19 protein-coding genes are annotated in these 24,972 nt (G+C 42.9%); 17 read left to right on the top strand and 2 right to left on the bottom strand.

Annotated elements, in window-relative coordinates:
* Window positions 1-33 precede the first annotated feature (33 nt).
* Both glmM and glmU read left to right on the top strand, forming a co-directional pair.
* Complete coding sequence (gene glmM, locus EQO05_RS06150) at window positions 34-1,338, top strand: phosphoglucosamine mutase (RefSeq protein WP_128504758.1); 1,305 nt, start codon at window positions 34-36, stop codon at window positions 1,336-1,338.
* Window positions 1,335-2,528 (top strand): bifunctional sugar-1-phosphate nucleotidylyltransferase/acetyltransferase, encoded by a 1,194-nt coding sequence (gene glmU / locus EQO05_RS06145; RefSeq protein WP_128504756.1) that lies wholly within the window; start codon window positions 1,335-1,337, stop codon window positions 2,526-2,528. The genes glmM and glmU overlap by 4 nt, the downstream gene beginning before the upstream one ends.
* 199 nt (window positions 2,529-2,727) lie before the next feature.
* Here the strand turns inward: glmU and EQO05_RS06140 are convergent, their stop codons facing one another.
* Window positions 2,728-3,213, bottom strand: a complete 486-nt coding sequence (locus EQO05_RS06140) for a hypothetical protein (RefSeq protein ID WP_240664385.1) — start codon at window positions 3,211-3,213, stop codon at window positions 2,728-2,730.
* Window positions 3,214-4,547: 1,334 nt separating this feature from the next.
* On the opposite strand from EQO05_RS06140, the gene EQO05_RS06130 reads away from it, so the two are divergent.
* Together EQO05_RS06130 and EQO05_RS06125 are read left to right on the top strand one after the other, a co-directional pair.
* The gene (locus EQO05_RS06130; protein ID WP_128504750.1) at window positions 4,548-5,666 is read left to right on the top strand and encodes an AAA family ATPase; all 1,119 of its coding nucleotides are present in this window, start codon (window positions 4,548-4,550) and stop codon (window positions 5,664-5,666) included.
* A 381-nt stretch (window positions 5,667-6,047) separates the two neighbouring features.
* Window positions 6,048-6,308: a hypothetical protein gene (locus EQO05_RS06125; protein ID WP_128504748.1), complete on the top strand. Its 261-nt coding sequence runs from the start codon at window positions 6,048-6,050 to the stop codon at window positions 6,306-6,308.
* A gap of 219 nt (window positions 6,309-6,527) precedes the next feature.
* Here EQO05_RS06125 and rnz read toward each other — a convergent pair whose 3' ends face one another.
* Window positions 6,528-7,445, bottom strand: a complete 918-nt coding sequence (gene rnz, locus EQO05_RS06120) for a ribonuclease Z (protein WP_128504746.1) — start codon at window positions 7,443-7,445, stop codon at window positions 6,528-6,530.
* Between the two features lie 399 nt (window positions 7,446-7,844).
* Between rnz and cobA the strand changes: the two genes are divergently transcribed.
* The 13 genes from cobA (at window position 7,845) to EQO05_RS06055 (ending at window position 24,564) form a co-directional block, all read left to right on the top strand.
* A complete protein-coding gene (gene cobA / locus EQO05_RS06115) occupies window positions 7,845-8,612 on the top strand; it encodes a uroporphyrinogen-III C-methyltransferase (protein ID WP_128504744.1) in 768 nt (255 codons plus the stop codon).
* A 20-nt stretch (window positions 8,613-8,632) separates the two neighbouring features.
* Window positions 8,633-9,436, top strand: a complete 804-nt coding sequence (locus EQO05_RS06110) for a uroporphyrinogen-III synthase (protein WP_128504742.1) — start codon at window positions 8,633-8,635, stop codon at window positions 9,434-9,436.
* A 19-nt stretch (window positions 9,437-9,455) separates the two neighbouring features.
* Window positions 9,456-10,655: a 12,18-didecarboxysiroheme deacetylase gene (ahbC, locus tag EQO05_RS06105; protein ID WP_128504740.1), complete on the top strand. Its 1,200-nt coding sequence runs from the start codon at window positions 9,456-9,458 to the stop codon at window positions 10,653-10,655.
* 247 nt (window positions 10,656-10,902) lie between these two features.
* Window positions 10,903-11,568 carry a molybdopterin-dependent oxidoreductase gene (locus EQO05_RS06100; protein ID WP_128504739.1) on the top strand — a complete coding sequence of 222 codons (666 nt, stop codon included), beginning with the start codon at window positions 10,903-10,905 and terminating at the stop codon, window positions 11,566-11,568.
* 187 nt (window positions 11,569-11,755) lie between these two features.
* On the top strand, window positions 11,756-12,703 hold the full coding sequence (locus tag EQO05_RS06095) for a phosphotransferase (RefSeq protein ID WP_128504737.1): 948 nt from the start codon (window positions 11,756-11,758) through the stop codon (window positions 12,701-12,703).
* A gap of 120 nt (window positions 12,704-12,823) precedes the next feature.
* Window positions 12,824-13,588, top strand: a complete 765-nt coding sequence (locus EQO05_RS06090) for an HAD family hydrolase (protein ID WP_128504735.1) — start codon at window positions 12,824-12,826, stop codon at window positions 13,586-13,588.
* A gap of 460 nt (window positions 13,589-14,048) precedes the next feature.
* Window positions 14,049-14,702: an HAD family hydrolase gene (locus tag EQO05_RS06085; RefSeq protein ID WP_128504733.1), complete on the top strand. Its 654-nt coding sequence runs from the start codon at window positions 14,049-14,051 to the stop codon at window positions 14,700-14,702.
* Between the two features lie 453 nt (window positions 14,703-15,155).
* Window positions 15,156-17,765 carry a valine--tRNA ligase gene (locus EQO05_RS06080; RefSeq protein WP_128504731.1) on the top strand — a complete coding sequence of 870 codons (2,610 nt, stop codon included), beginning with the start codon at window positions 15,156-15,158 and terminating at the stop codon, window positions 17,763-17,765.
* 592 nt (window positions 17,766-18,357) lie between these two features.
* Complete coding sequence (locus EQO05_RS06075; RefSeq protein ID WP_128504730.1) at window positions 18,358-18,726, top strand: DsrE family protein; 369 nt, start codon at window positions 18,358-18,360, stop codon at window positions 18,724-18,726.
* A gap of 640 nt (window positions 18,727-19,366) precedes the next feature.
* Window positions 19,367-20,623, top strand: coding sequence for a hydroxymethylglutaryl-CoA reductase (NADPH) (hmgA, locus tag EQO05_RS06070; protein WP_128504728.1), 1,257 nt, complete (start codon window positions 19,367-19,369; stop codon window positions 20,621-20,623).
* 339 nt (window positions 20,624-20,962) lie between these two features.
* A complete protein-coding gene (locus EQO05_RS06065; protein ID WP_128504726.1) occupies window positions 20,963-21,220 on the top strand; it encodes a hypothetical protein in 258 nt (85 codons plus the stop codon).
* A 766-nt stretch (window positions 21,221-21,986) separates the two neighbouring features.
* On the top strand, window positions 21,987-23,726 hold the full coding sequence (locus EQO05_RS06060) for a 2-oxoacid:acceptor oxidoreductase subunit alpha (RefSeq protein WP_128504724.1): 1,740 nt from the start codon (window positions 21,987-21,989) through the stop codon (window positions 23,724-23,726).
* The gene (locus tag EQO05_RS06055) at window positions 23,713-24,564 is read left to right on the top strand and encodes a 2-oxoacid:ferredoxin oxidoreductase subunit beta (RefSeq protein ID WP_128504722.1); all 852 of its coding nucleotides are present in this window, start codon (window positions 23,713-23,715) and stop codon (window positions 24,562-24,564) included. The genes EQO05_RS06060 and EQO05_RS06055 overlap by 14 nt, the downstream gene beginning before the upstream one ends.
* Window positions 24,565-24,972: the final 408 nt, after the last annotated feature.

Below are 24,972 nucleotides of genomic sequence, written 5' to 3'. Positions count from 1 at the left end.
AAATACACTTCAGGAAATTTCGGAGTGGGATATATGAAACTCTTCGGATCTTCAGGAATAAGAGGAATAGCAAACAAAGAAGTCACGCCCGAGCTTGCGCTGAATGTAGGGCTTGTATTGGGAAGTCGGAAGAAGACTGCAGTTATCGGGAGGGACCCAAGAGTTTCGGCCCCTATGATTGAGCATGCCCTGATTGCAGGAATGACTGCAGCAGGCTGTACTGTCACGGAGATCGGTCTTGTTACTACCCCGACCCTGGCATACGCAGCCAGAGAATACGAATGCGGTGTAATGGTTACGGCTTCCCACAACCCATCCGAGTACGTGGGGATCAAACTCTGGAATCCTGACGGCATGGCCTTCGACTCGGCGCAGCAGGATGAAATTGAGAGAGCCATTGAGGATGCGGATTTTTCCAGAGTTCCCTGGAACAAGATAGGAAAATTCGAAGAGGACGGAAGCGCTATCCGTGCCCATATAAATATGATTAAAAAGCTTGTAGGAAGTTCCAGCCTGAAGGTAGTACTGGACTGCGGATGCGGAGCAGGAGGGACAATTAGCCCTTATCTTCTTCAGGAGCTGGGCTGTGAGGTGATAACCCTGAATGCCCAGCCTGACGGCCACTTCCCTGCGAGAAACCCGGAGCCGAACGATGAAAACCTTTCCATGCTCAAAAAAGCTGTTGTGGATTTCGGAGCCGATCTCGGGATAGCGCACGATGGTGACGCAGACAGGATGATGGCAGTGGACGAAAAAGGCAATTTTGTCTCTGGCGACGAATTGCTTGCAATCTTCGGGCTCTATGAATGCAACGGCAGCAAAGGTACGGTTGTCGTGCCTGTTGACACCTCTTTGATGGTTGATGATTGTCTTAAGGGATCGAAAATCGTGAGGACAAGAGTGGGAGATGTCTATGTCGCAGAGGGCATAAAACAGTGCGGCGCTATTTACGGAGGCGAGCCATCAGGAAGCTGGATTTTCCCGAAGATCTCCTACTGCCCGGATGGAATCTACGCAGCTGCAAAGCTTGTGGAGATCGTGAAGGAAAAGAAATTAAGCGAGCTTCGAGAAGAGCTTCCCAGATATGCCACAAAGAGAGGAGCTCTCGCCTGTGCAAACGAAAAGAAAGCAGAGTTTATGGAAAATGTAAAGGTTAAACTCGAGCCTCTGGGAAAAGTCCTTGATATCGACGGCATTCGTGTGGAAATGAATAACGGTTGGGTACTTGTCCGCCCTTCGGGAACGGAGGCAAAAGTGAGAATCACGGCTGAAGCCCGGGAAAATGTTGATGAGATTTTCGAGATGGCTGAAAAGATAGTAAAGGAGGCGCTTGAATGAAGGCTGTTGTCCTTGTGGCAGGCAAAGGCACAAGGATGGAACCTCTGACTTCCGACTGCCCCAAGGTCATGCTCCAGGTTGCGAATAAGCCCATTCTTGAACATATACTCAATTCAGCCATAGAAGCAGGCATTGAAGGCTTTGTTTTCATTACCGGTTATCTTGAAGAGCAGATAAAGGAGTATTTCGAGGACGGAAGCAAATGGGGGACGAGCGTAGAATACGTACGGCAAAAAGAGCAACTAGGAACTGCAAATGCTATAGGCTGTGCTAAAGGCTATGTTGATGGAGCCTTCCTTGTACTTAATGGGGATATGCTGATAGGACAGGAAGACCTGAAAGCCCTTGTCTCAAGGACAGAGGAAGCAGTCATTTGCGTAAAGGAAGTAGAAAACCCTTCGGATTTCGGAGTGCTTGAAACTGAGAATAATAGAGTTGTCAGGATAATAGAAAAACCTAAAAATCCTCCCACTAACCTTGCAAACGCCGGAGTATACCTCTTCAGGGAATCCATTTTTGACCTCATTGATAGAACAGGGGCATCCGTGAGAAACGAATTTGAGATTACGGATTCACTCCAGATGCTGATCGACAATGGATCAGCTGTGGGTTACAGCCCTCTTGACGGCAGGTGGATAGATATAGGGTATCCCTGGGACCTCCTAAAAGCAGAGGAACATCTCCTTAAAGGTCTTCAGGGCAGGTGTGAGGGTACCGTGGAACCGAATGCAACCATAAAAGGGGAGGTTGTAATCGGAAAAGGCACTCTTATCAGGAGCGGTTCTTATATAGAAGGCCCTGTGATAATAGGGGAGAACTGTGATATCGGGCCTAACTGTTTTATCCGCCCTTTCTCTGCAATCGGGAACCATGTCAGGGTAGGAAACGCCGTCGAAATAAAAAATACTATCATCATGGAACATACCCATGTGGGTCATCTGAGTTATATAGGAGACAGCATTATCGGGCGCCGCTGCAACTTCGGGGCGGGTACGAAAGTTGCAAATCTCCGACATGATGGAAAAAATATAAAAGTAATGGTAAAAGGCAGGATTCTTGACTCAGGCAGGAGAAAACTCGGAGTTATTATGGGAGATGACGTGCACACCGGTATCAATTCAAGCATTAATACCGGCGTGATTATGGAAAAAGGAAGATTTACGTATCCAGGGGATATCGTCAAACATTAATACCGGCTCCAGCCTTACATCCCGACTCCAGGCTTATGAAAAATAAAATAATTCCAGAAACAAAATCAAGGTTTTCTGAGAACGAATAAGGAATTCTTAAAGATAAAGTCAGGAACTCAGAAATTAAAATTGGAACCCCTTTCCGGGAAAGGGAGTTTCAAGCCTGCTTTATACAATCAAGTTCAGAATAAAGCTGCTTTTATGCGTAAAGTTTCTGTAGTGTCCAGAGCATTGTATCCCGGAAGAATCCTTCGGTTTCCACCTGTAGAGAGCCGTCATTCATGTTTTTTACAGCTTCTTTTAAGGGCTCTTTAGATTCAAGAATTTTTCTTACGGTTTTCTCATCGGTTTCCACTGTTATAGAAGGCCCGAATTTAGAGTTAGGGTCGGTAGGGGTGTCATAAGTGTAGAAGTCTCCTATTGCTCCTCCTCTCATGAGTAAAGTCACGTAAAGCATTTCGCCGTTCTCAAGTTCAATTATCCCGGCAATTTCCTCACTGGCTACAAGCTTCTTGAGGGCTGCGGGAACTTTCTCAAACCCCTGGTTATAAAGCTCGGCTTTTGTACTCAGTTCCGCAAAGAGATCGTTTTCAATAGTAGAATTCTCAGGAGCTTTATAAAGCTCGGCTTTTTTGATGTCGCCTGCACTTGAGGCTGCACTTGCTATAGGGACAAATAAAAGCATAATAAGAAGGAAAAAACTCAGAGCTCTGGTTTTACTGCAAGAAAACATAATTGAAAATAAGAGAGAGGAATATAAAAAAGTTATTGATACAACTAAAATCCAGAACAGGATAAAATGAATGGAAATGCAGATAAAAAAGATTGAGTAGCGAGAGATACAGTCAGTAAAGGGTATCGATAACAAAATACGTACATAACGGAAAAAATACAGATAACAAAGTACATAACGAAAATAAATAACGAAAATAAATAACGAAAATAAATAACGAAAATAAATAACGGAAATAAATAACGGAAATAAATAACGGAAATAAATAACGGAAATAAATAACGGAAACACATAACGAAAATACATAACGAAAAATGAAGATAATCAAGAATACAGAGAAAAAATAACGACAAAGCCAAATTGGAAGAATAGAAATTTAATAAAAAATGAAAAGTAAATAAGGAATAAATTTACCGATATTGCATTTACCAGCGGTAAATCCTTAACGGTAAATTATTAAAGTTTAAGAGAGGGCCTGAACACCTCGGAACAATATTTGTCGAAGACCTGATCTTCAACCTGTTCAAATAATTTTTTATAATCCTTTGATTTCGGATCTTGCTTGCTCATCGTTTTCTTGACTTCAGCATTCATCTTATCAAGAGTTTTTTGGTCGAAACCTTCCGTATTCTCCATAGTAAACATAAAAATCATACTCTGAAATTACCTTATTTAGGCACTGGAATTTTTAAGTCGTTAGGCTGCAGTATTACCGACTTAATATCACTGTACAATTTAAGAATTATACATAAATATATTAGTCAGGTAATTGATTCAACGTTCCTGGCAAATTTTCAAACAAGTTTGAAAATAACTTCTGATTCAATAATTAAGAGTTTTATATTATTTATCTAATATATTAGCTTTCTCTTTCAGATCAGACCTTCGTATGCACTGCAAAGGTCCGCAATTCCAAAATTCTTGCATGAGAACCTCTAAAAGCCTGTTACTTTGCGCAGTCGATAATTCAAGTCTCTTCGAAATAATAAATCACTTATTTGCTTACTCATATAAATATTTTACACTCATGGATATGTCCTGTAAGACATATACATTGTTACATTGAAGATCTGGATATTTAATTATTACCTGAATCTCTGGAGAACAGACCCGGTCTGAAAATTACCCGGAAGTTGCTTAGTGAAAAGCTTTTAGAAGACCGTCTATCAGTCCCAATGAGAATGTGAGCCTTTCGCAATCGAATATTCTGCGTGGTTTATGGGTTAATTTTATTAGCTCTTCGGATTACTATAGGGGTATAGAAAAGTATTCGAGTTGATAACAAAGTGCGACCAGTCTCACAAAGAGTGAACGCGAAAAAGACTCATGAAAATAATACCGAGTTTGGAAAATCTACCTCCGAGCTTCTTATCCTGAAGCCTGAAGGTTATCCGTTAAGCGGCATGATGGACGAATATCCTGTTATTGAAAATCGGGATGTTTTTGAATTCTATGCCCGAGAACAGTGGAACGGATATGTTGCCCGCAAGGGAGATTATCTTTTTGACCGGCGGATGTTCCCGGATTTTGCTTACCGCATTATAGATGTGGAACCTGCAGAATCCATAATAGGAAGTTCAACCTCAATTATCGTAACGGAAGAGGAAAACGGTCTTCCTTCCTCGGCAGAAATAAAGAGCAGCGTTAAATTTGAAGATGTAATCGGGCAGGAGCTTGCAAAGCAAAAGTGCAGGCTGATTGAACGCTTCCTCGAAGAGCCCGAACGCTTCGGGAAATGGGCGCCAAGAAATATCCTTTTTTACGGACCTTCGGGCACCGGAAAAACCATGCTTGCAAAAGCTCTTGCAAATAAAACCGATGTGCCTATCATTCCTGTCAAGGCTACACAGCTAATAGGAGAATATGTGGGAGACGGAGCTCGCCAGATTCACCAGCTTTATGATAGAGCGGAAGAAATGGCTCCCTGTATAATCTTTATCGACGAACTTGATGCCATAGCCCTGGACCGAAAATTCCAGGAGTTGAGAGGAGACGTAAGCGAAATTGTAAATGCCCTACTGACTGAAATGGATGGTATAGTGGAACGCGATGGAGTATGCACCATCTGCTCTACCAACAGGATTAACACCCTTGATTCAGCTATAAGGAGCCGATTCGAGGAAGAAATTGAGTTCGTTCTTCCCGGAGCAGAAGAGGTCTTCAGGATATTCGAATCAAATGTAAAAACCTTCCCACTACAGGTAGAGGAGTGTAACTTCCGGGCTCTTGCGAAGAAAGCAAATGGGCTTTCGGGCAGAGATCTTGTTGAAAAGGTTTTAAAGACCGCTCTTCACCAGGCAATTATAGAAGACCGGGAAATAGTTGCAAGCAAAGATTTCGAAAATGCGCTTGCAAAACTTGGCAGAAAAGACCCCCTTCAGGGACCTTCCGAACTTTACATTTAAGCCAGAAGACAGGTACGTTACTGTTAAGTAAGGTATTTTTAAAGTACTTTTATAAGTACTTATTTTCAATACCATATTTTCTGAGGGCTCATTTCTTAGAAGGATTAATATTTAAATTAATCTTTACCTGTTTCAATATAGTTTTTACCCGCTTCAGTAGAATGTTTTATTTGAGCTTCAGTAGAATGTTTTATTTGAGCTTCAGTAGAATTTTTTATTTGATTCAGTATAAAGTTTACTTATCTCAGTGTGGTATTTTTACATGTTTTTCTCCTCTCTTAAAGAGCAGGAATAATTTTATGTATAAAAATAGTTATTTTCTAGCAGGAACGATTTGAAATAAAGCCTTAACAAAAATAAGTAAAAATAAAAGGGATCCCTATGAATGAAATACGTGAAGTTGACAGGTTTGAGTGCAGAGTTGTAAACGTAATTCAGAACTTGATGTGGAAGGGTGTAACAGTAGAAGAAAAAAATACAAAAGGCAGAGTATATTTCAGTAGAGTTAACGGTGAACTAAATATCAATTATGGTGATACTCTTTATTTCGGTATCAAGCCAGTTTATGAAGTAGAAGACAAGACTATGCAGGTTACACTTTACGATGCTGAAAACAAAAAACTGGACTGGACTCTTGTTTGAGTTGCCCGGTCCTGCTTCGATGCAGATTATATCTGCTACAGTTTCTTTCCGCTAATATGCCCGGATACAGAACCCAATACTTTTAATCTTTTTTAAGAACTATCTCGAATTCCTTGAAGAATTTTAGAGCTTTTATGCTTGCTTTAAGCCGGTTCTAAGAATAACCTGGAATAACCTGTATTCGCTTTTTATGAGTGCTCGAAATAAAAATTTGAGGTTTTATTCCGACCTGTAGGGAACCTCGATTTCCAGCAGGTCTTCGGCAATAATCACGTTTTCAAAAACTTTCTTCGAATCATTAAGTAAAGGCTCAGCATCGTCGGTATATCGGGAGCTTATATGGGTAAGAATAAGCTTCCTGACTCCGGCTTCCTTTGCCAGGGCTGCAACTTCTCCTGCTGTCGAATGTTTGGACTCTTCCGCCCAGTCTGCCATCTCGTCCGCGAAACTGCTGTCATGAATCAGCACATCTGCATCCCTGCTGGCTTCGAGAATGGGCTCACAGGGTCTGGTATCCCCGCTATATACGATGGTCCTTCCGGGCCTCAAGGCTCCCATTACATCTTCCGGTTTTACGATTATTCCATTGACTTCTACCGGATTTCCTTTTTGCAATTTTGCAAAAAGAGGGCCGGGAGGAATCCCCAGTTCGATTGCCTTTTCCCGGTTAAAACGCCCCGGACGGGGATTTTCTATAAGGGCGTATCCGAGGCTTGAAATACTATGTTCGGTTTTTAAAGCCCGGATTACATATCCCTCCTTTTCCACAATATCCCCTGGCTTCAAAGGAATGCCACACACTTCGTATTTAAGATTGAAATAGCCAAGAGCTTTAAAAAGCTCGGTAAATTCCCTTGTTCCCTCAGGTCCGTAGATAAGAAGAGGCTCCTTTCTCCCCAAGAAGGACATCGTCTGGATCAGCCCGGGGATTCCCAGGAAGTGATCTGCATGGAAATGACTGATAAAAATAGAGGACAGGCTCATCATCCCTGTTTTTGCCCTCATCATTTGCTGCTGAGTGCCTTCTCCGCAGTCAAACATGATAAGCTCTCCTTCCCGGTTGACCATTACTGCGGACGGATTTCTGTTGCGGGTAGGCAGAGAGCCTCCAGTGCCTAGAAAGATTACGCGAAGCATATCGAATTTACTAAGTACTTAAGAGGTATTTATTAATTACTATGAGTTAACACAAACTTTTTCCCAAAAAAGTTTGATCAAAAGCCCACTGACAACAGTGCGGTTAAGTAAGAGACAGGGACGCGGGCGAGATGTATAAGACTTGATATATAGAAGTTAAGTAAATAAAACTATGTTAAGATGGGATATTATTTATTATAAAAGCCCTTTAAACCCTACAGATTTACATTTCTATCAATCTTTCCTCTTAGAAGACATACTTTCTTCCCTGAAGATAATAGTCATTTCAACCGGGCTTCCCCAGCAAGAGTGAAAGTCATCTGTTGAGACCCGGAAGAAGCAGGCGAAGAGAGAGGATTATCTATCAGGAATATAAAGGAAAAAAGGAACCGTCATTATATGTCAGGAAATTACGGAAAAGTTTACCTTGTAGGTTCGGGCCCAGGAGACCCTGAACTTCTTACCCTGAAAGCCCGCCGTCTGATTGACAGTGCTGAAGTAATTATCTATGACCAGCTCCCTGGAAAAGCTATTCTGGACTCAATGCCTGCAGGTGCGGAAAAGATCGATGTCGGCAAATACGCCGGCAACCATACTATGACACAGGCTGAGATTAATGAGGTGCTCGTGCAGAAGGCAAAAGAAGGAAAGAAGGTGGTCAGGCTTAAAGGAGGCGATCCCTATGTCTTCGGAAGAGGTGGAGAAGAAGCCGAGGTACTTGTAGCCGAAGGCATCGAGTTTGAAGTAGTACCTGGGATCACTTCTGCGATTGCAGTGCCTGCTTATGCCGGAATTCCGGTAACCCACAGGGAAAGCACTTCTATGGTCACTTTCATAACCGGGCACGAAGACCCCACAAAGCCTGAAAGCTGGCTCGACTGGGCAACCCTGGCAAAATTCGGGGGAACAATTGTTATCCTTATGGGCGTGAAAATGCTCGGCCGGAACGCAGATGAGCTAATTAAACACGGCAAGGACCCTGAAACACCTGTTGCAGTCATCGAGAGAGGGACCAGGGCTGACCAGAGAGTTACCGTAGGGACTCTTGCGAATATCGCAGAACTTGCGAATGAGCGTAAAGTAAAGGCCCCTGCCATAACAGTCGTAGGAGATGTGGTCAGGCTTCATGAGATCCTTGGAGAGCAGCGTACAGGGACCGAATTTTGACAAATGCGAAGGGATCAGATATGACAGGAGAATATGAGAAGACAAAAATTCCGGTCCTTGCAATCATGAGGCCGGAAAACTACAGGGAAAAATCAGAGGCCCTTGCCAGGGATTACGGCTTTAATCCGTTATATGCTCCCATGATAAAGCTCGAAGACGTAAAAGATGAAGGTTTTGAGCCATTTGTACAGAGAGTCCTTTCCGGAGCTTCCGATTACGTGGTTTTTACCAGTGCAAACGGAATAACGTTTACCCTTGAAAAGCTCTCTGAGACCGAAAAGGAAAACTTTGTCCTGGGACTTAAGAACACCAGGGTAATCGCAATCGGGCCTAATACGGAAAAGGAGCTTGTAAAAATCGGAATTGACAACTCTTTCCTGCCAGCTGACTACAGCTCTGAAGGAATTGTGGAGGCTCTTTGCCCTGAAGTAAAAGGAAAAATAGTTGATCTCGCAAGGAGCGCATTTGGGGCTAAAGTCTTAATAGAAGGGCTCGAGAAGTGCGGAGCTACGGTTTATGAGACCCATGTGTACACTCTCAGTATTCCTGAAGGAGCAGTCCAGAAAGAGCTGATCGAGCGCACGCTTGCAGGGGAAGTGGATGCTTTTGCTTTTACAAGCTCGATGATGGTAAAAGGTTTTATGAAGCATGCAAAAGGGCTGGGAGCAGAGGAAACCATAAAAGAGACTCTTAACGGGGTTGTGATAGGAGCTATAGGAACGCCTACAGGAAATACCCTGAAAAAATATGGAATTAACACAAACGTAATTCCCGACGAGTTTACCTTTGAAGCCCTGCTAAAAGCTATAAAGAACCAGCTTTAAGAATTTGAAAAGGATCAATATGATAGGTATTTCAAAACTTTACTGCGGAACCGTGGAGCCTTCCGATGCACTGCGCTATGGAAGGGAATCAAAGAGGCTCCCCTCTCACCTTCTGCAGTTCTCAAAAGATAAAAAGCCAGTTGTGGTCTGGAATATGACCCGCCGCTGCAACCTGAAGTGCGTTCATTGTTATGCCCAGGCAAAGGATATCGAATTTCAAAACGAGCTTTCGACCGGGGAAGGCAAAGCTCTAATCGATGACCTTGCACAATTCGGAAGTCCGGTAATCCTCTTTTCCGGAGGGGAACCGACTCTAAGAAAAGATCTGCCAGAACTTGCAGCCTATGCCCGCGAGAAAGGGATGAGGGCAGTAATTTCTACAAATGGTACCCGGATTGATAAGGAGCTGGCTAAAAAGCTAAGGGAGGTCGGGCTTTCTTATGTGGGGATCTCCCTTGATGGCATAAGAGAGACAAACGATAAATTCAGGGGCATGCCCGGAGCTTTTGATGCAGCTCTCAGGGGACTGCACAATTGCCAGGAAGAAGGCATAAAAGTAGGGCTTCGCTTTACTATCAACAAACAAAATGTAAAGGATATCCCTGCGATCTTTGACCTTCTTGAAAAAGAAAATATCCCCAGGATCTGCTTTTACCACCTGGTTTATGCAGGCAGGGGCTCCAAAATGGTGGACGAAGATCTCTCCCTTGAAGAGTCCAGGCAAGCCGTGGACCTGATTATGCAAAGGACAAAAGAACTGCACGAAAAAGGCTTCCCTGCAGAAGTCCTTACCGTGGACAACCACTGCGACGGCCCCTATATCTACCTGAAAATGCTGACAGAAAATCCGGAAAGGGCTGCTGAAGTATTTGAACTTCTCTCCATGAACCAGGGCAATTCCTCAGGAATAGGAATCGGATGCGTATCCTGGGACGGTGCAGTCCATGCCGACCAGTTCTGGAGGCATTACTCCTTTGGGAATGTGCGTGAACGCCCGTTCAGTGAGATCTGGAACGACCTGAGCGATGAACTCATGGCAGGGCTCAAGCACAGAAAACCGCTTATCCAGGCTCATGGAGACCGCTGTGCCAAATGCAAATGGTTTGATGTATGCAACGGAAACTTCAGAGTACGAGCCGAAGCCGTATATGGGAATGTCTGGGCAGATGACCCTGCATGCTACCTTACAAAAGAAGAAATCGGATACGATGAGACCTGAGAATTCTCAGGTTCCATTAACACTTTTTTATTTTCAGTTTTTTCTTTATACCCATTATTTACTCCTCTGTTAGTTTTTACTTTACAGATTTTTCTTATCCTGATCAGGGCTCCTATATTAGATTCTTAAAACTAACTTATTCAAACTGTGCACATATTTTAAAGAGAATAATAAGAATATAATAAATGAACTATAAGATAATAAATGAGTTGATTTCAAGAAAAGGCTCGGGGGGCGGAATAAATACATGAAGTTAATTCTTTTATTCCTGATCATTTCATTAATAATTTCCATTACTTCGGGTTGTGTCTCGGAAAGAGGAGAGCCGGATACCTATAACAACGAAACTGAAAATCTTTCCTACGAAGGAAAAACACTGACTCCAATCGCACAGCAACGAAATAATGCCATAAGGGGAACCCAATATATTGACAGGGAGGACTACAGGCTGCAGGTTAACGGGCTGGTGGAGAAGCCTTTAAACCTTACTTATGAAGAAATAACAGCACTGCCTCAGGTTTCGAAAGTCGTGGAGCTGAACTGTGTGGAAGGCTGGAGTTTCACTGCAAAATGGACAGGTGTAAGAGTAGCTGACCTTTTCGGAGAATCCGGAGCCATGAAAAATGCAACCACCGTGATCTTTTACAGCGCGGATGGGTATTCTACCTCTCTTGACAGGGATTACCTGCTAGAAAACGATATAATCCTTGCATACAGGCTCAACGATATAACCCTGCCTCCGGACAGGGGTTTTCCTCTTCAGCTCGTAGCCGAAGATAAGTACGGGTACAAATGGGCTAAATGGATTGTAAGAATCGAACTCCGAGATTCGCCTTACAGGGGATACTGGGAGGAAAGAGGGTACAATAACACGGCTGATGTCGGCGGTCCTGAGCTGGAAAGAGAGAAATAAACCCCTTACAGTCAAACACCAATAACAATATAATATATCCAAACTATAGTATACTGTTGCCAGTTTATGAAATTGAAACGTAGAACTGGAAGCTTCTTTGTTAGAAAACTCATTGAGATGAGAGCATACTGCGGGGAGAGAATATACAACATCGTGAATATTTCCGAAAAAGCGGGGGTAGTTTGAGTTGGCATCTCGCTATGTTAACACTTTAAAACCTGGAGATCCTTTCAGGGATTGGCTTGCTGAAGAAGTTGTGGAGCACAGGCTCCGAAATAAAAAATGTTCTGTTAACGTTTTTAAGTATGATTCCTCCCATACTGTCTGCAGGTATCAGTTTATGGGTGAAAACTTCAGCGTAATGGCAAAGTTTTTTGCCGAACCTACCGGCAGGATGAAAGATTATAACCCTTATAAAGGCATGATGAATGAATACAGGAACCTTAAAAAGGCTGCTTCCGTAATAAACGTTGCAAAGCCTCTTGCATTTAATAAGAAGTTCAATTGTGTCCTCGTAACCGAGCATATACCTGGAAAATCCCTGGCCTGGTACTTCAACCATGAAGAAAAACTTTACGAGAGGCTTTCTGCAGTTGCACACATGCTCCGAGAGCTCCATGAAAATACGAAATCCTCTTACAATAAGGAAAATGAGTTCAGAAACTACCATGAAGTACTGGACCACCTGAATCTGGATCATGAAACCAGAGAGGGTTTTAACAAACTGCTCGGACAATGGTGGTACAGTTCCCTGCTTAACAGGGAGCAAGGCTGCATGGTTCACAGAGATGCTACCCCCTCCAATTACATTTTTTGCAAAGGCAAGCCCTATGCCCTCGACTTTGAAAGTTCCTGGTACCAGGCGCACCCGGTAAGAGACCTGGGGATCCTTACTGCAGAACTTAAAAATGAATTCGAACTGCACCGGGGGGGAGGATGGAGAGCCGAACCGTATATAGGGAACTTTCTCTGGGAATATTGCACTGGTGAGAAGGATTTTAACTATGTTACCGGAGTATTGCCTTTTTTCATGAGCATAGGACTTATTCGTTCGGCCAGAGTCCATCAGGGCAACTATAGAAACTATTTGATTAAGGAGGCACATGAGTGCTTAAAAGCCATTAATAAAAAATAAAAGCCTATTAACTAAGAATTAAAGCCAATTAGTTGAAAACAAAAAATGATTAATTAAATAAAAAAGGGAATTGAGTGGAAATCAAAGCCAATTATGTAAGAAGGCTTTAAATGAAGGGATATAGGAGGAAGGAGCATCTCGGACGATTACAACCTCGAAAAGGATGAAGCCACGACCACATTTCTGAGCTATTCTCCAAGGAAGGGAGAGGAAGCATTTGAAAGCTGTCATATAAAAGGAGTTATTTTTGACTGCTACCAGACCCTAATCGATATCCATACTGATGAACATAACCTGCAAACTTATGAAGTTTTGAGCGCCTGGCTCGCCTACCAGGGGGTAAAAATTAGCCCTGAAAAGCTATGGGACACGTATATTTTTAAAGTAATGGAAAAAATGGAGAATTCAAGGGAAATATATCCCGAGATAAGGGTCGAAGAAATTTTTGCAGAAATTTGCAGGGAAAACTCGATCTGGAAAATTGACGAAAAAAGCCTCGGAATAGAAACCTCAAGGGTTTTTCGGTCAGCCTCAATACGGAAACTCCGTCCCTTCCCTCAGAGCATAAAACTTATTGAACATTGCATAAACACTCCCAAATGCATAATCTCCAACGGGCAGAGGGTTTTCTCCGAACTTGAACTACGGTTCCTGGGGCTTTACGATTATTTCGATTTTGTTATCTTCTCATCGGATGTGAGGTACAAGAAACCCGACCTCAGGCTTTTTATGACTGCACTTAAAAAGATGGGCCTTGAGCTTGAACCCAAATGTGTCATGTCAATAGGAGATTCTTACGAAAACGAAATAGCGCCTGCAAGAAAACTGGGAATGCGCGCCATGCGTATTGAGGAAGCCTGGGAAAAATTCGGCTTGGCGGACTAACTGGCGTAAAAAATATCACCCTCTCAGGACGGTAGTAAATCTCCAGAAGCCTTGCTTTAATCTTTTTTCTTTTTATGAGAATCCCTTACTTTTTTGAATTTAAATATGGATTAACTTTATACCGGTTATTTTACCAGGCGTCTCAGGAAGATGTTTTTCGCAAAAAGCATTTTAAGAGGGTGTTTGAGATTTCGGTTTTGAATATTACACTGCACCGGACTGATTTCTGCACTCAGCCAGTTACGGTCCGATCGGGATATTGATTGGTCAGGCATCGCCCGAAATAAAGTCTATATAAATTAAAACTATATATTGCTATTTGTGCAATATATAGATATTTACATAAAATCTATATATGATGGTTATCATTAAGCGACTAATTGAAGATAGGATTACGGAAATCAGAATGTAGGAACCCAAAAAATGTTAAAGGTTACGGAAAAAACGAAGGAGAAACCCTATGCTCCAGAACGGAAAAATAAAAGGTTTGATTTTTGACTGTTATAAAACCCTTATTGATATCAAGACTGACGAAAAAAGTAGGGAAACAAACGAAAGGCTGAGCAGGTGGCTGCTTTATCAGGGAGTGAAAATCGAACCTGACCGGCTCAGAGAGGAATACAGGTGGAAAGTAATAGACAGGCTCGGAAGTTCAGGTCAGCAGCACCCGGATATCCGCATAGAAGAAATCTTTGCGGAAATCTGTGCCGAGAATGCATACAGGGAAATCGATCCTTTCTGGCTTGGGATTGAAACGGCGAAAACCTTCAGGACTGCTTCCATAAAAAAGCTTGAAGCCTACCCCCGGAGCTTGCGCCTGCTTGAGAAATACCGAAATGTCCCGAAATGTATAGTTTCCAATGCCCAGAGGGTGTTTACTGAACAGGAACTTCGCTTCCTGAACTTATATGACCGTTTTAATTTCGTAATTATGTCTTCCGATCACCGTATCAAGAAACCTGACCCCCGGCTCTTTAAAATTGCACTTGACCGTCTCGGGCTTGAACCCTGGGAAGTGCTTTCAATCGGCGACACGCCTGAAAATGATATTTACCCGCCGCAGAGCCTCGGAATGAATGCAATGCATATCCGTGAGGCATGGAAATATGCATAACTATCACAGATTATATGAAGGAGAGAAATCAGAGCTTAAAATGAAGGAAGCTAACTTATTTAAGCTCAATTAAAGCTAAATCTGAGCCGGTTCCGAGCTGAATCCAGACTGGAATTCATTTATAAGTTTCGTCTCGAAACTGCCTCTTCACCCTTTTCTGCCATTTTAATGGATTTCATAATTTTCATGAAAACTAGAATCTTCTGACAGTACTACTGTACTTGATAACCTTTGGATTAGCAATGAACCGACAATAAATTTTCTTTTCTGTAAACTGGTTTCTTGGATTGAAAATGGAAGCATGAAACACGGATGTATATTCCTGACAAATCCGGGATGATTACTTAATAATAAGAAATTCCACTTCAATTAAAACCAGATATATTTAAATAATCGCAAGCACTCTAAAACCCCAAGAAATTCTTACACTATTCCCAATCATGGAGTGTCTTTATGACAGAATCAGAAATTCCGAAAGAATATAATGCAAACGAGGTTGAGGAAAAGTGGATGGAGAAATGGAACCTCTCCATGTACCACTTCAACTGGGGAGAGGATACCCGCCCCCAATATATTATTGACACCCCACCTCCCTATCCTACAGGAAATTTCCATATCGGAAACGCGCTTAACTGGTGCTATATTGACTTTGTTGCCCGATACAAACGTATGCGCGGGTACAATGTAATGTTCCCTCAGGGCTGGGACTGCCATGGCCTGCCAACCGAAGTTAAGGTTGAAGAGATTCACGGGATAACGAAAAACCAGGTTCCGCGTGCCGAGTTCCGCAGGTTGTGCAGGGAACTGACTATAGGGAACATTGACAGGATGCGCAAAACAATGCTGCGCCTGGGCTTTTCCGTGGACTGGAGCAACGAATTCGTTACCATGGAGCCCTCATACTTTGTAAAAACACAGAAATCCTTTGTCAGGATGTATAATGATGAACGCATCTATCACGAAGAACACCCTGTAAACTGGTGCCCCCGCTGTGAAACTGCCATCGCGTTTGCAGAGGTTGAGTACGAAACCAGGCAAACAAAGCTTAATTTCGTCCATTTTGACAAGGTAGACATTGCAACCACCAGACCGGAACTTATGGCAGCCTGTGTTGCAGTTGCAGTAAATCCCAAGGATAAGCGTTACAGCCAGTATATTGGCCAGGAGATTACAGTACCTATCTTTGAGCAGAAAGTGACTTTGATTGCCGATGAGGACGTTGAGCCTGAATTCGGTACAGGCGCTGTAATGATCTGTACTTTCGGAGATAAGCAGGATGTACGCTGGTGGGTGAAATACGGACTGCCGCTTATAAAAGCAATCGACAAGCAGGGAAAGATGACAAAAGCGGCAGGCAAATTTGAAGGCTTAAGCATTGCCGAGTGCAGGGAGGCTGTCATTGCTGACCTGAAAGCCGCAGGTTTCCTCTATGACCAGAAACCGCTGGAACAGAACGTCGGACTCTGCTGGCGCTGCGACACCCCCATAGAGATCCTTTCTGAACCCCAGTGGTTCGTAAAAATTGACAATGACGCTATTCTGAAAGCTGCAGACGAGATCAACTGGTATCCCGAATATATGAAAGTCAGGCTTCAGAATTGGACAGGCACCATGGAATGGGACTGGTGCATTTCCAGGCAGAGAATTTTCGCAACCCCTATCCCGATCTGGTACTGCAAGGATTGCGGGGAAGTCATGATTGCGGAAGAGAGCTGGCTCCCTATTGACCCGAATGAAGCCGTTCCGAAGAAGGCCTGCGTCTGCGGCTCAACTGAATTTGAACCTGAAACCGACGTGCTGGATACCTGGATGGACTCCTCAATTACGGCGTTACATGTGACGGGCTGGGAAAGCAAGCACGAGCTCCGCCTGCCCGCTCAGATCCGTCCACAGGGACATGATATTATAAGAACCTGGGCTTTTTATACGATCCTGCGGAGCCTTGCCCTGGAAGGCAAGAAACCCTGGGATTCCATAGTGATCAACGGCATGGTGCTCGGGACTGACGGGCATAAGATGAGTAAGTCCCTTGGAAACGTAATTTCCCCGGAAGAAGTGACCTCACAGTACAGTGCCGATGCTTTCAGGCAATGGGGTGCGGTTGGCGGCTCCACAGGTTCGGATGTAATGTTCCGCTGGAAAGATGTTGTCTCAGCTTCGCGCTTCCTTCAGAAAATGTGGAGTATCTACAGGTTTTCGATGTCTCACCTGAAGGGCTTTGGGTCTGAAGATGCAGAGAAAGTCCCACTTGATTCTCTCCTTATAATTGACAGGTGGCTGCTTAGCAAGCTTAACAGGCTTGTGGACACTGCTACAAAAGAGCTTGACGCGTATCAGTTTGACTCCACTTTCAAGGCCATAAGAGGCTTTGCCTGGGAAATCCTTGCTGACAACTATCTGGAACTCGTAAAAGGCCGGCTTTATGGCGATGAGCCTGAAGGCAGGAGAGCAGCCCAGTATGTACTCTACCGGACAATGAAAACGCTCTCACTTTTACTTGCACCCTTTATACCCTTCTTTGCGGAGGAACTGTATTCCAGATTTAGCGATGAAAGTGTCCATACACAATCCTGGCCGGCAGTCGATGAAAGCCTCATAAACGAGGAAGCCGAAGCTGCAGGAGAACTGATCAAGGATATCACAGGTGAGGTCCGCAGATACAAGTCCGACCTGGGAATGGCTCTTAATGCCCCCTTGAAAAAGCTTGAAATCTACAATTCGAATATCGATACCGGGGATATTGCAGGTGCTACGAACTCGGAAGTCGAGTTGATGGAAGGTACCCCTTCCTTTGAATATGTACCGGTGGAAGTTAAACCCAATATGGGTGTTCTGGGTCCCAGATTCAGAAAAGATGCAGGTGCTGTCGTGAAAGCTCTCAAGGCAGAGGACCCTGCTGCGGTTGAAGCCCAGGCAGCTTCGGGAAAAATAACCGTTATTGTAAACGGCGAGCCGATCGAACTTGAACCCGAAACCATAGAGATAAGGAAAGAAGTAATCTCAGGCGGCAGGGAAGTCGATGTGCTTGAAGTTAAAAGTGCGGTTGTTGTGATTGTAAGGTAAGCTTCTGCTTACCTTTTTTATTAAAGTCCGTTATTATCCGGATTATGCTTATTGAGGCTTTTTATGTAAGTCTGAAAACAGGACATCTTGAAATCAGATTTCGTAAGTTCAAACTTTAAATTAAACTCAGGTTTCAATCGGAATTCCGACTTCTCCTGCGAACCAGTTATAAAACCGATTATTCTGGCATTATTCTTCTCTTTATTGCCTGGCTGCTACTTTTAAGGATGGCAAACCGAACTCTCAGTTTACAACACTGATAAAATTTACAAATTACTCAGCCCGGAATGATCGTTTTTACAAAGCCGGGATCTTGAGAAACAAGCATTTAGAATTAGCCTCGAACTTTAAAAAATTTTTGCCATTACAAAAGCTCAGGTTAGCAGGGTAGCGGCAAAATAACTATCTAACTTTACACTTCGATAGAATTAGTTAACCATGTGTAAGTACCCGAATTTCACAAATTCCCTCATAGATGAGCAGAATTATTTAAATAAAGTGAAAAAATATTAACTCCCCTTTTCCAATGTGAAACTTTATATACATCTAGGTAATCTGTTTCAGAAATGTATTAATTAGACCTGGAGTTCTTATGACAAAAGTCGAAAAGGTACTACTGCTGCTTAAAAATATGGTATACGAAAGCACCAGCCCGCAGGAAACTCTCAAATTTGCGAAGTATTACCGGAGTAAAGGGCTCAATGTGCTGGTTATTCTATGGGGTCCTATGGGAGTGTTACTTGCAAAAAAGGATAAAACGAGAGGATCACCCAAATACGATGCTACAGTTAAGGAGTGCATCGAGATGGGAGTAGAGTTCCGATGCTGCCAGCTTGCCTCGGACATGATCGGCCTTAAGGAAGAAGAGTTAATTCCTGGAATCGAATTTATCTGCTCAAAAGACGTCGCCGAACTTTTTCTGAAATACACTGAAGAAAACCAGCTAATCATTAATTTCTGAGCCTGACGGATTTCTAAAAATTAAATCAGGCGTTTAAGATATAAGGGTTTTAAGTAATTAGATATGTATTACATAAGCTTTTTTTTAAGATGGTTTATTCAATCTGATTATACCCTTCCCAGCCTGTTCTTTAACCGGGAACATTTACCTGAGACCGGTCCGTAGAATCTCTGATCTACACCTCAACCCGATTTTAGCCACTTTATTAAGGATTCATTGAGTATTGGATGACTCTGAGAATCTTCCTGTAAATTTTGGTTTTATAAAAAATATTTATAAAATAGTTTTTAACGCTTGCGTAGGACCGACAGAGCCATTAATGCCTGGTGCAAATCATTTAGACAGTTTTGGATAACAAGAATATTATGTCGAGGAATGAATTATATGCCAATATGCACATAATTAGAATAAAATTATAAAAACGCGGATCAAACAGGCAAACATTTGAGCGGATCAAACGAGCGAACGTTTGTGAATTCTATACATATTAGCATACGCATATTAGCATATATTAGAATAAAAACGGATTTTAATACAGATATACAACTTTAAAGTAATGAATTAATATTGAATATTTCAGCCCTTCTGTCAATCAATTTAAAGATACGGAAATAAAATAATAATTTAAGCAGGTGATTTCATGTTTTTACAGGATTACGAATTAAGTGAGGAAGAGAAAATTCTTTTACAAAAGGTTCTGGATGGAGATGTGGCTCTTCGCAAGATTGAGGAGTTCGCAGACCCGCTAACTTCAGTAAAAATTAGAAGGCTTGCTATACAGGAGTTTGCAAAACTCGAGTTTGATCATATCCAGAATTTTTCCTTTGATGTGGAAGCCGTATCGAAAAAAAACATTGAAAACATGATAGGCGCAGTTCAGATCCCCCTCGGGGTTGCCGGGCTTCTGAAGGTAAACGGTGAGTATGCAAACTCTGATTACTATATCCCGCTTGCTACAACGGAAGGAGCCCTTGTTGCCAGTATAAATCGCGGCTGTTCCGTTATCACGAAATCGGGAGGAGCAAACGTCAGGATTTTTGAAGATGAGATGACCAGAGCGCCTGTTTTTAAACTTGATAGCCTTGAAAGAGCCAAGAAATTTTATGAATGGGTAAAATGTCCTGAAATCTTCGAACAAATGAAAGCCGTTGCCGAAAAAACGACACGGTTCGGAAAATTAATTTCCGTAAAGCCCTTCGTAACCGGGACGTATGTATATCTCAGGTTTTCATATGATACAAAAGATGCCATGGGTATGAATATGGTGACCATTGCTACTGAAGCAGTCACGCACCTGATAGAAGATGAATTCGGCGCACATCCCGTTACCCTTTCAGGAAATATGTGTACTGATAAGAAACCGGCTTCGATAAGCACAATTCTCGGAAGAGGAAAAACGGTTGTAGCCGAAGTTACTATTCCAAAAGAGATTGTCAAGGAAACCCTGAAATGTACGCCTGAGTCAATGTTTGAGGTAAACTATAGCAAAAACCTGCTTGGTTCAGCAAGAGCAGGAGCACTCGGCTTCAATGCACACGCTGCAAACGTTATTGCTGCTATGTACCTCGCCTGCGGGCAGGATGCGGCTCATGTTGTTGAAGGAAGCACTGCAATTACGAGTATGGAACTTACAAAATATGAGGAGATACACTGTTCTGTTACTCTGCCTGCCCTGCCTGTGGGAACCGTCGGTGGAGGCACTGGCCTTGGGACCCAGAGGGATTGCCTGAATCTTCTTGGCGTTACAGGCGCAGGTGATATTCCCGGAATAAACTCCAGGAAATTTGCAGAAATTGTAGCTTCTGCCGTACTTGCAGGAGAAGTTTCCCTTATAGGCGCCCAGGCTGCAGGACATCTGGCACGTGCCCATGCCCAGCTAGGCCGTGGAAAGTTCTAACGCAAGCCTTTTCAAAAAAGGCTTGAGCGAAAACCTTTTGAGAAAAGGTTTTATTGCAAACTTTTTCAAAAAAAGTTTGATCACAAGCCTTTTACAAAAAGGCTTGAGCGAAAATCCCCACGTAACGGCGTGATCAACCGGCGCAACGCAAACTTTTTCAAAAAAAGTTTGATCACAAGCCTTTTACAAAAAGGCTTGAGCGAAAATCCCCACGTAACGGCGTGATCAACCGGCGCAACGCAAACTTTTTCAAAAAAAGTTTGATCACAAGCCTTTTACAAAAAGGCTTGAGCGAAAATCCCCACGTAACGGCGTGATCAACCGGCGCAACGGTTGTGCTTGAGCGAAAACCTGTTCTCAAAAGGTTTTATCGCAAACTTTTTCAAAAAAAGTTTGATCAAAAATGCATGCTTTATCGAAAACAACGTAGCGGCGTGGTCAAGCGGCACTAAACAAGCCCTTTCAAAGAGGGCTTGTGGAGATCTTCGAGGGGAGGTACGACCTGAGGGTTTGTTAGTAAAAGCTGGATTTCACCTGATAGGTTTCACTTCAGGCAAGAGAGTCTGTAACCTTCTTGAGTGTGCAGGAATCGCCTGAGGAACTGAATCTCGGCTTATCCTTTTGCCGGAAGCTTATATTTTCATTTTTTATCCGGAGACTTATATCCTATTCTGCCAGAGAACTGCGTTTCGTATCTTTTATGGAAAATTCGTGTTTTCCTTTTACAGAGTTCAACATTATTTAAGTTCAGGCAGAATGGGAGATATATTGCCAGCTTTTTATATAATTTTCAAATAAATTAGAAACCCTTATTATGCGTATTTGTAAACTTAACTTAGAGACGGCATGAGCAATCCTGTAGATCTCCTGGCCTGTGCGATTACTTCATTGCTTTGCTTTTTAATAGTGTATACCGTGCTGCAGGCAGATATACTGATACTCAGCATTGCCCTCGTTGGTTGTATTCTTCTTGCAAAGATTCTATATTTATTTTGAAATCCAGATTTCCGGTTTGTTGAAGTGGTAAAATTATTCTGGCAAGGGGAGGAAGCAAGATTATTTAAAGTTTAATAATAATATTTCCTCGGGGAACTCAAAGGAAGGTAAGGATAACAGGGTCAGTGGCTACAGGATAAGGAAGATTGGCCAATAAAATTTCTATTTTGCTGTTATCGTTTAAAGCAGCTGCAAGCTCAAGTTTTAGAGTATTCCATCCATTTATAAATGTTCGTACAAAATACTTATACAATTAAGTCGGCACAGTTAAGGCTGGCGCAAATAAGATCCGACAATTAACACTCACTGAGAAAGTGAGGTTAAGCTTAGCAAGCCAAAGATTTGAAGATAGAAAGTAAGAAAAATATTGGGGGTTAGGTTTCTGGACTACACGCTTCGAATAGGAGGAGAGGCCGGGCAGGGGCTGCAAACAGTAGGAGGAGCTCTTGCAAAAGTTTTTTCCCGGATAGGATATCATGTATTTACGCACCAGGACTACATGTCCAGGATACGAGGGGGGCACAACTTTTACCAGATCCGGCTTTCTGACCAGAAAATATCAGCCTCAAGAGAGATGGCCGATATTCTTCTGGCTCTTGACCTTAACACTGTAGAGATCCACAGGAAGGATGTGAAAGACGGAGGATTTATTCTCTATGATTCCGAAGTTGCTAAAAAGAAGTTTGAAGAGCCGGAATTCATAGATATTCCTTTCCGAAAGATAGCAATGGATGTAGGAAAGAATAGTGTTATGGCAAATACCGTAGCAACCGGAGCGGCACTTGGGCTGCTTGATCTGGGACTGGAGGCCCTTAAACAAATCCTGAGAGAGACTTTCGGTAGAAAAGGGGAAGAAGTAGTCCAGAATAATATAGCCTGCGCAGAAGCGGGATATAAATACGCTCTTAAGAATTGCCCCAGATGCGAAGCTTTCGGAATCCGTGAGCCTGATAACGAAAAACTTATGCTTATAACCGGGCTTCACGCCATCTCGATGGGAGCAATTATGTCCGGATGTAAGTTTTATTCGGCATACCCTATGTCGCCTTCAACAGGAATTATGGAGTATCTTGCTTCCAGAGCAAAAGAATATGATCTCGTTGTTGAGCAGGCTGAAGACGAAATTGCAGCAATTAATATGGCCATAGGAGCCTCTTTTGCAGGCGTAAGGGCTATGACCGGAACGTCGGGTGGAGGATTCGCCCTGATGCAAGAGGGTCTTTCCCTTGCGGGAATGACCGAAACTCCTCTTGTGATTGCGGAAATGCAGCGTCCGGGCCCGGCAACTGGCTTTCCCACACGTACCGAGCAAGGCGATCTGCTTTTTATTCTTCATGCAGGTCACGGGGAATTTCCAAGAGTTATTTTCGAGCCAGGGACTCCAAAGCAGGCTTTTTACCTGACTAACAGGGCTTTCGAACTTGCGGAAAAGTACCAGATCCCTGTGTTCATCCTGTCAGACCAGTATCTAGCAGAAACCGAATGGACCTTTGAGAATTTCGATTTAGAGAACCTGCTTTATAATGATTACAGGATAAGGGAAGAGGATCTTAAAGGCATTGAGGAATATAAACGCTACAAGTATTCCAGTACAGGAATCTCCCTACTTGCTGTCCCCGGAGAAGCCGGAAAACATCTTGTAGTAGCCGATAGTGATGAACATGATGAGGAAGGGCATATTGTAGAAGATTCCGAGACCCGCGTAAAAATGGTCCAGAAAAGGCTGCTGAGCAAACTGCCACTTATAAAGAAAGAAATCGAGGCTCCGTTTTTATATGGGGATCCCTCTCCGAAAATAGTGCTTGTAGGGCATGGATCTACCTATGGTGTGATTAAAGAAGTGGTTGATGCCGCTTCAAAGGATAAGAAGGTTGCAATGCTGCACTTCAGCCAGATCTATCCCCTTTCCGAGAGGGACAGATTCGATTATATTAAGCTTCTTGAGGACGCAGACCTTACTATTTGCATCGAAAACAACGCCACCGGACAGTTTGCAAAACTCATAAGGGCGGAAACGGGGTTTAAATTTTCCCACCAGATCAGCAAATACGATGGAAGACCATTTACAATCGAAAACCTGAAGGAGGAATTACATGCCTACATCTGAAGATTATAAGGGCCAGACTCCGGCCTGGTGCCCAGGATGCGGGAATTTCCAGATTCTTTCGACCATCAAACAGGCACTTGTCGAACTCGGTATTGAGCCCTGGGAAGTCCTTATGGTTTCGGGGATAGGGCAGGCTGGAAAACTACCCCATTATATCAAATGCCATACTTTCAATGGACTGCATGGAAGAACTCTTCCTGTAGCTACGGCTGCAAAGCTTGCCAACCATTCCCTTCACGTAATCGCAGTTGCAGGCGATGGTGACTGTTACGGGGAAGGAGGAAATCATTTTCTTCATGCAATCCGAAGGAATCCTAATATTTCCCTGTTCGTGCATAATAACCAGGTTTACGGACTGACAAAGGGACAGGCATCTCCCACTACAGCCGAGGGAACCTATACAACAATTCAACCTTACGGCGTTCTTCAGGAATCAATGAATGCCCTTGCCATGGCTATTTCCCTGAACTGCAGTTTCGTAGCCAGAGGTTTCGCAGGCGACCAGGAACATCTTAAGGAGCTTATGAAAGCTGCCATAACACACAGGGGTTTTGCCCTGCTTGATATTCTTCAACCATGTGTTACCTTTAACAAGATAAATACATTCAAATGGTATCGGGATAGAGTTTATAAACTCGGGGATGACTACGACTCTTCCGACCGTATAAAGGCATTCGAAAAGTCCCTGGAATGGGGGGATAAAATCCCTAACGGGATATTCTATAAGTACGAAAGGGATATCTTTGAGGAGAGAGTGCCGGCAATTCAGGAGAAACCGCTTGTAAGGCAGAAATTTTCTCTTGAGGAAGCAAAGCACGAGATTGAGAAATTTTATTAAACTCACTCTTTTAATTTTTATTGCGTACTGGTGAAATTCCACCTTTACTCAGAAAATATTAAAATAAGGAATCGTTATCGCAATTAGAGATTTGTTTCAGGGTGAGGCTTTATTACAGGACATATCCTGTAAAGATCCATTTATTTTTCCCAAATTTAAGGATATCATTTTTAAATTTCCCGGTTCTTATTTGCTTTTGGAGCAGTTTTAAGTTTTTAAAATATCAATATAAAATTAAGGACTTAACAGGAAAAGTTAATAAATTAAGAGGGGATATTTCTCTTTTAAAATTATTAGTGTGTAGGGCGACTGATGAAGGCTACGTAGAGTGAGCAACTAATAAAAAGCCTGATAACCACGCAAATTAGCCTCTGCGCGTCATCTCTTACAGCCGATTTCTGTCCAGAG

Origin of the sequence: Methanosarcina sp. MSH10X1, from assembly GCF_004099695.1 — an archaeon.
In the GTDB taxonomy this organism is placed as follows: domain Archaea; phylum Halobacteriota; class Methanosarcinia; order Methanosarcinales; family Methanosarcinaceae; genus Methanosarcina.
The sequence above is the reverse complement of the archived record's forward strand: the minus strand, read 5'-3'. Positions and strand labels throughout refer to the sequence as shown.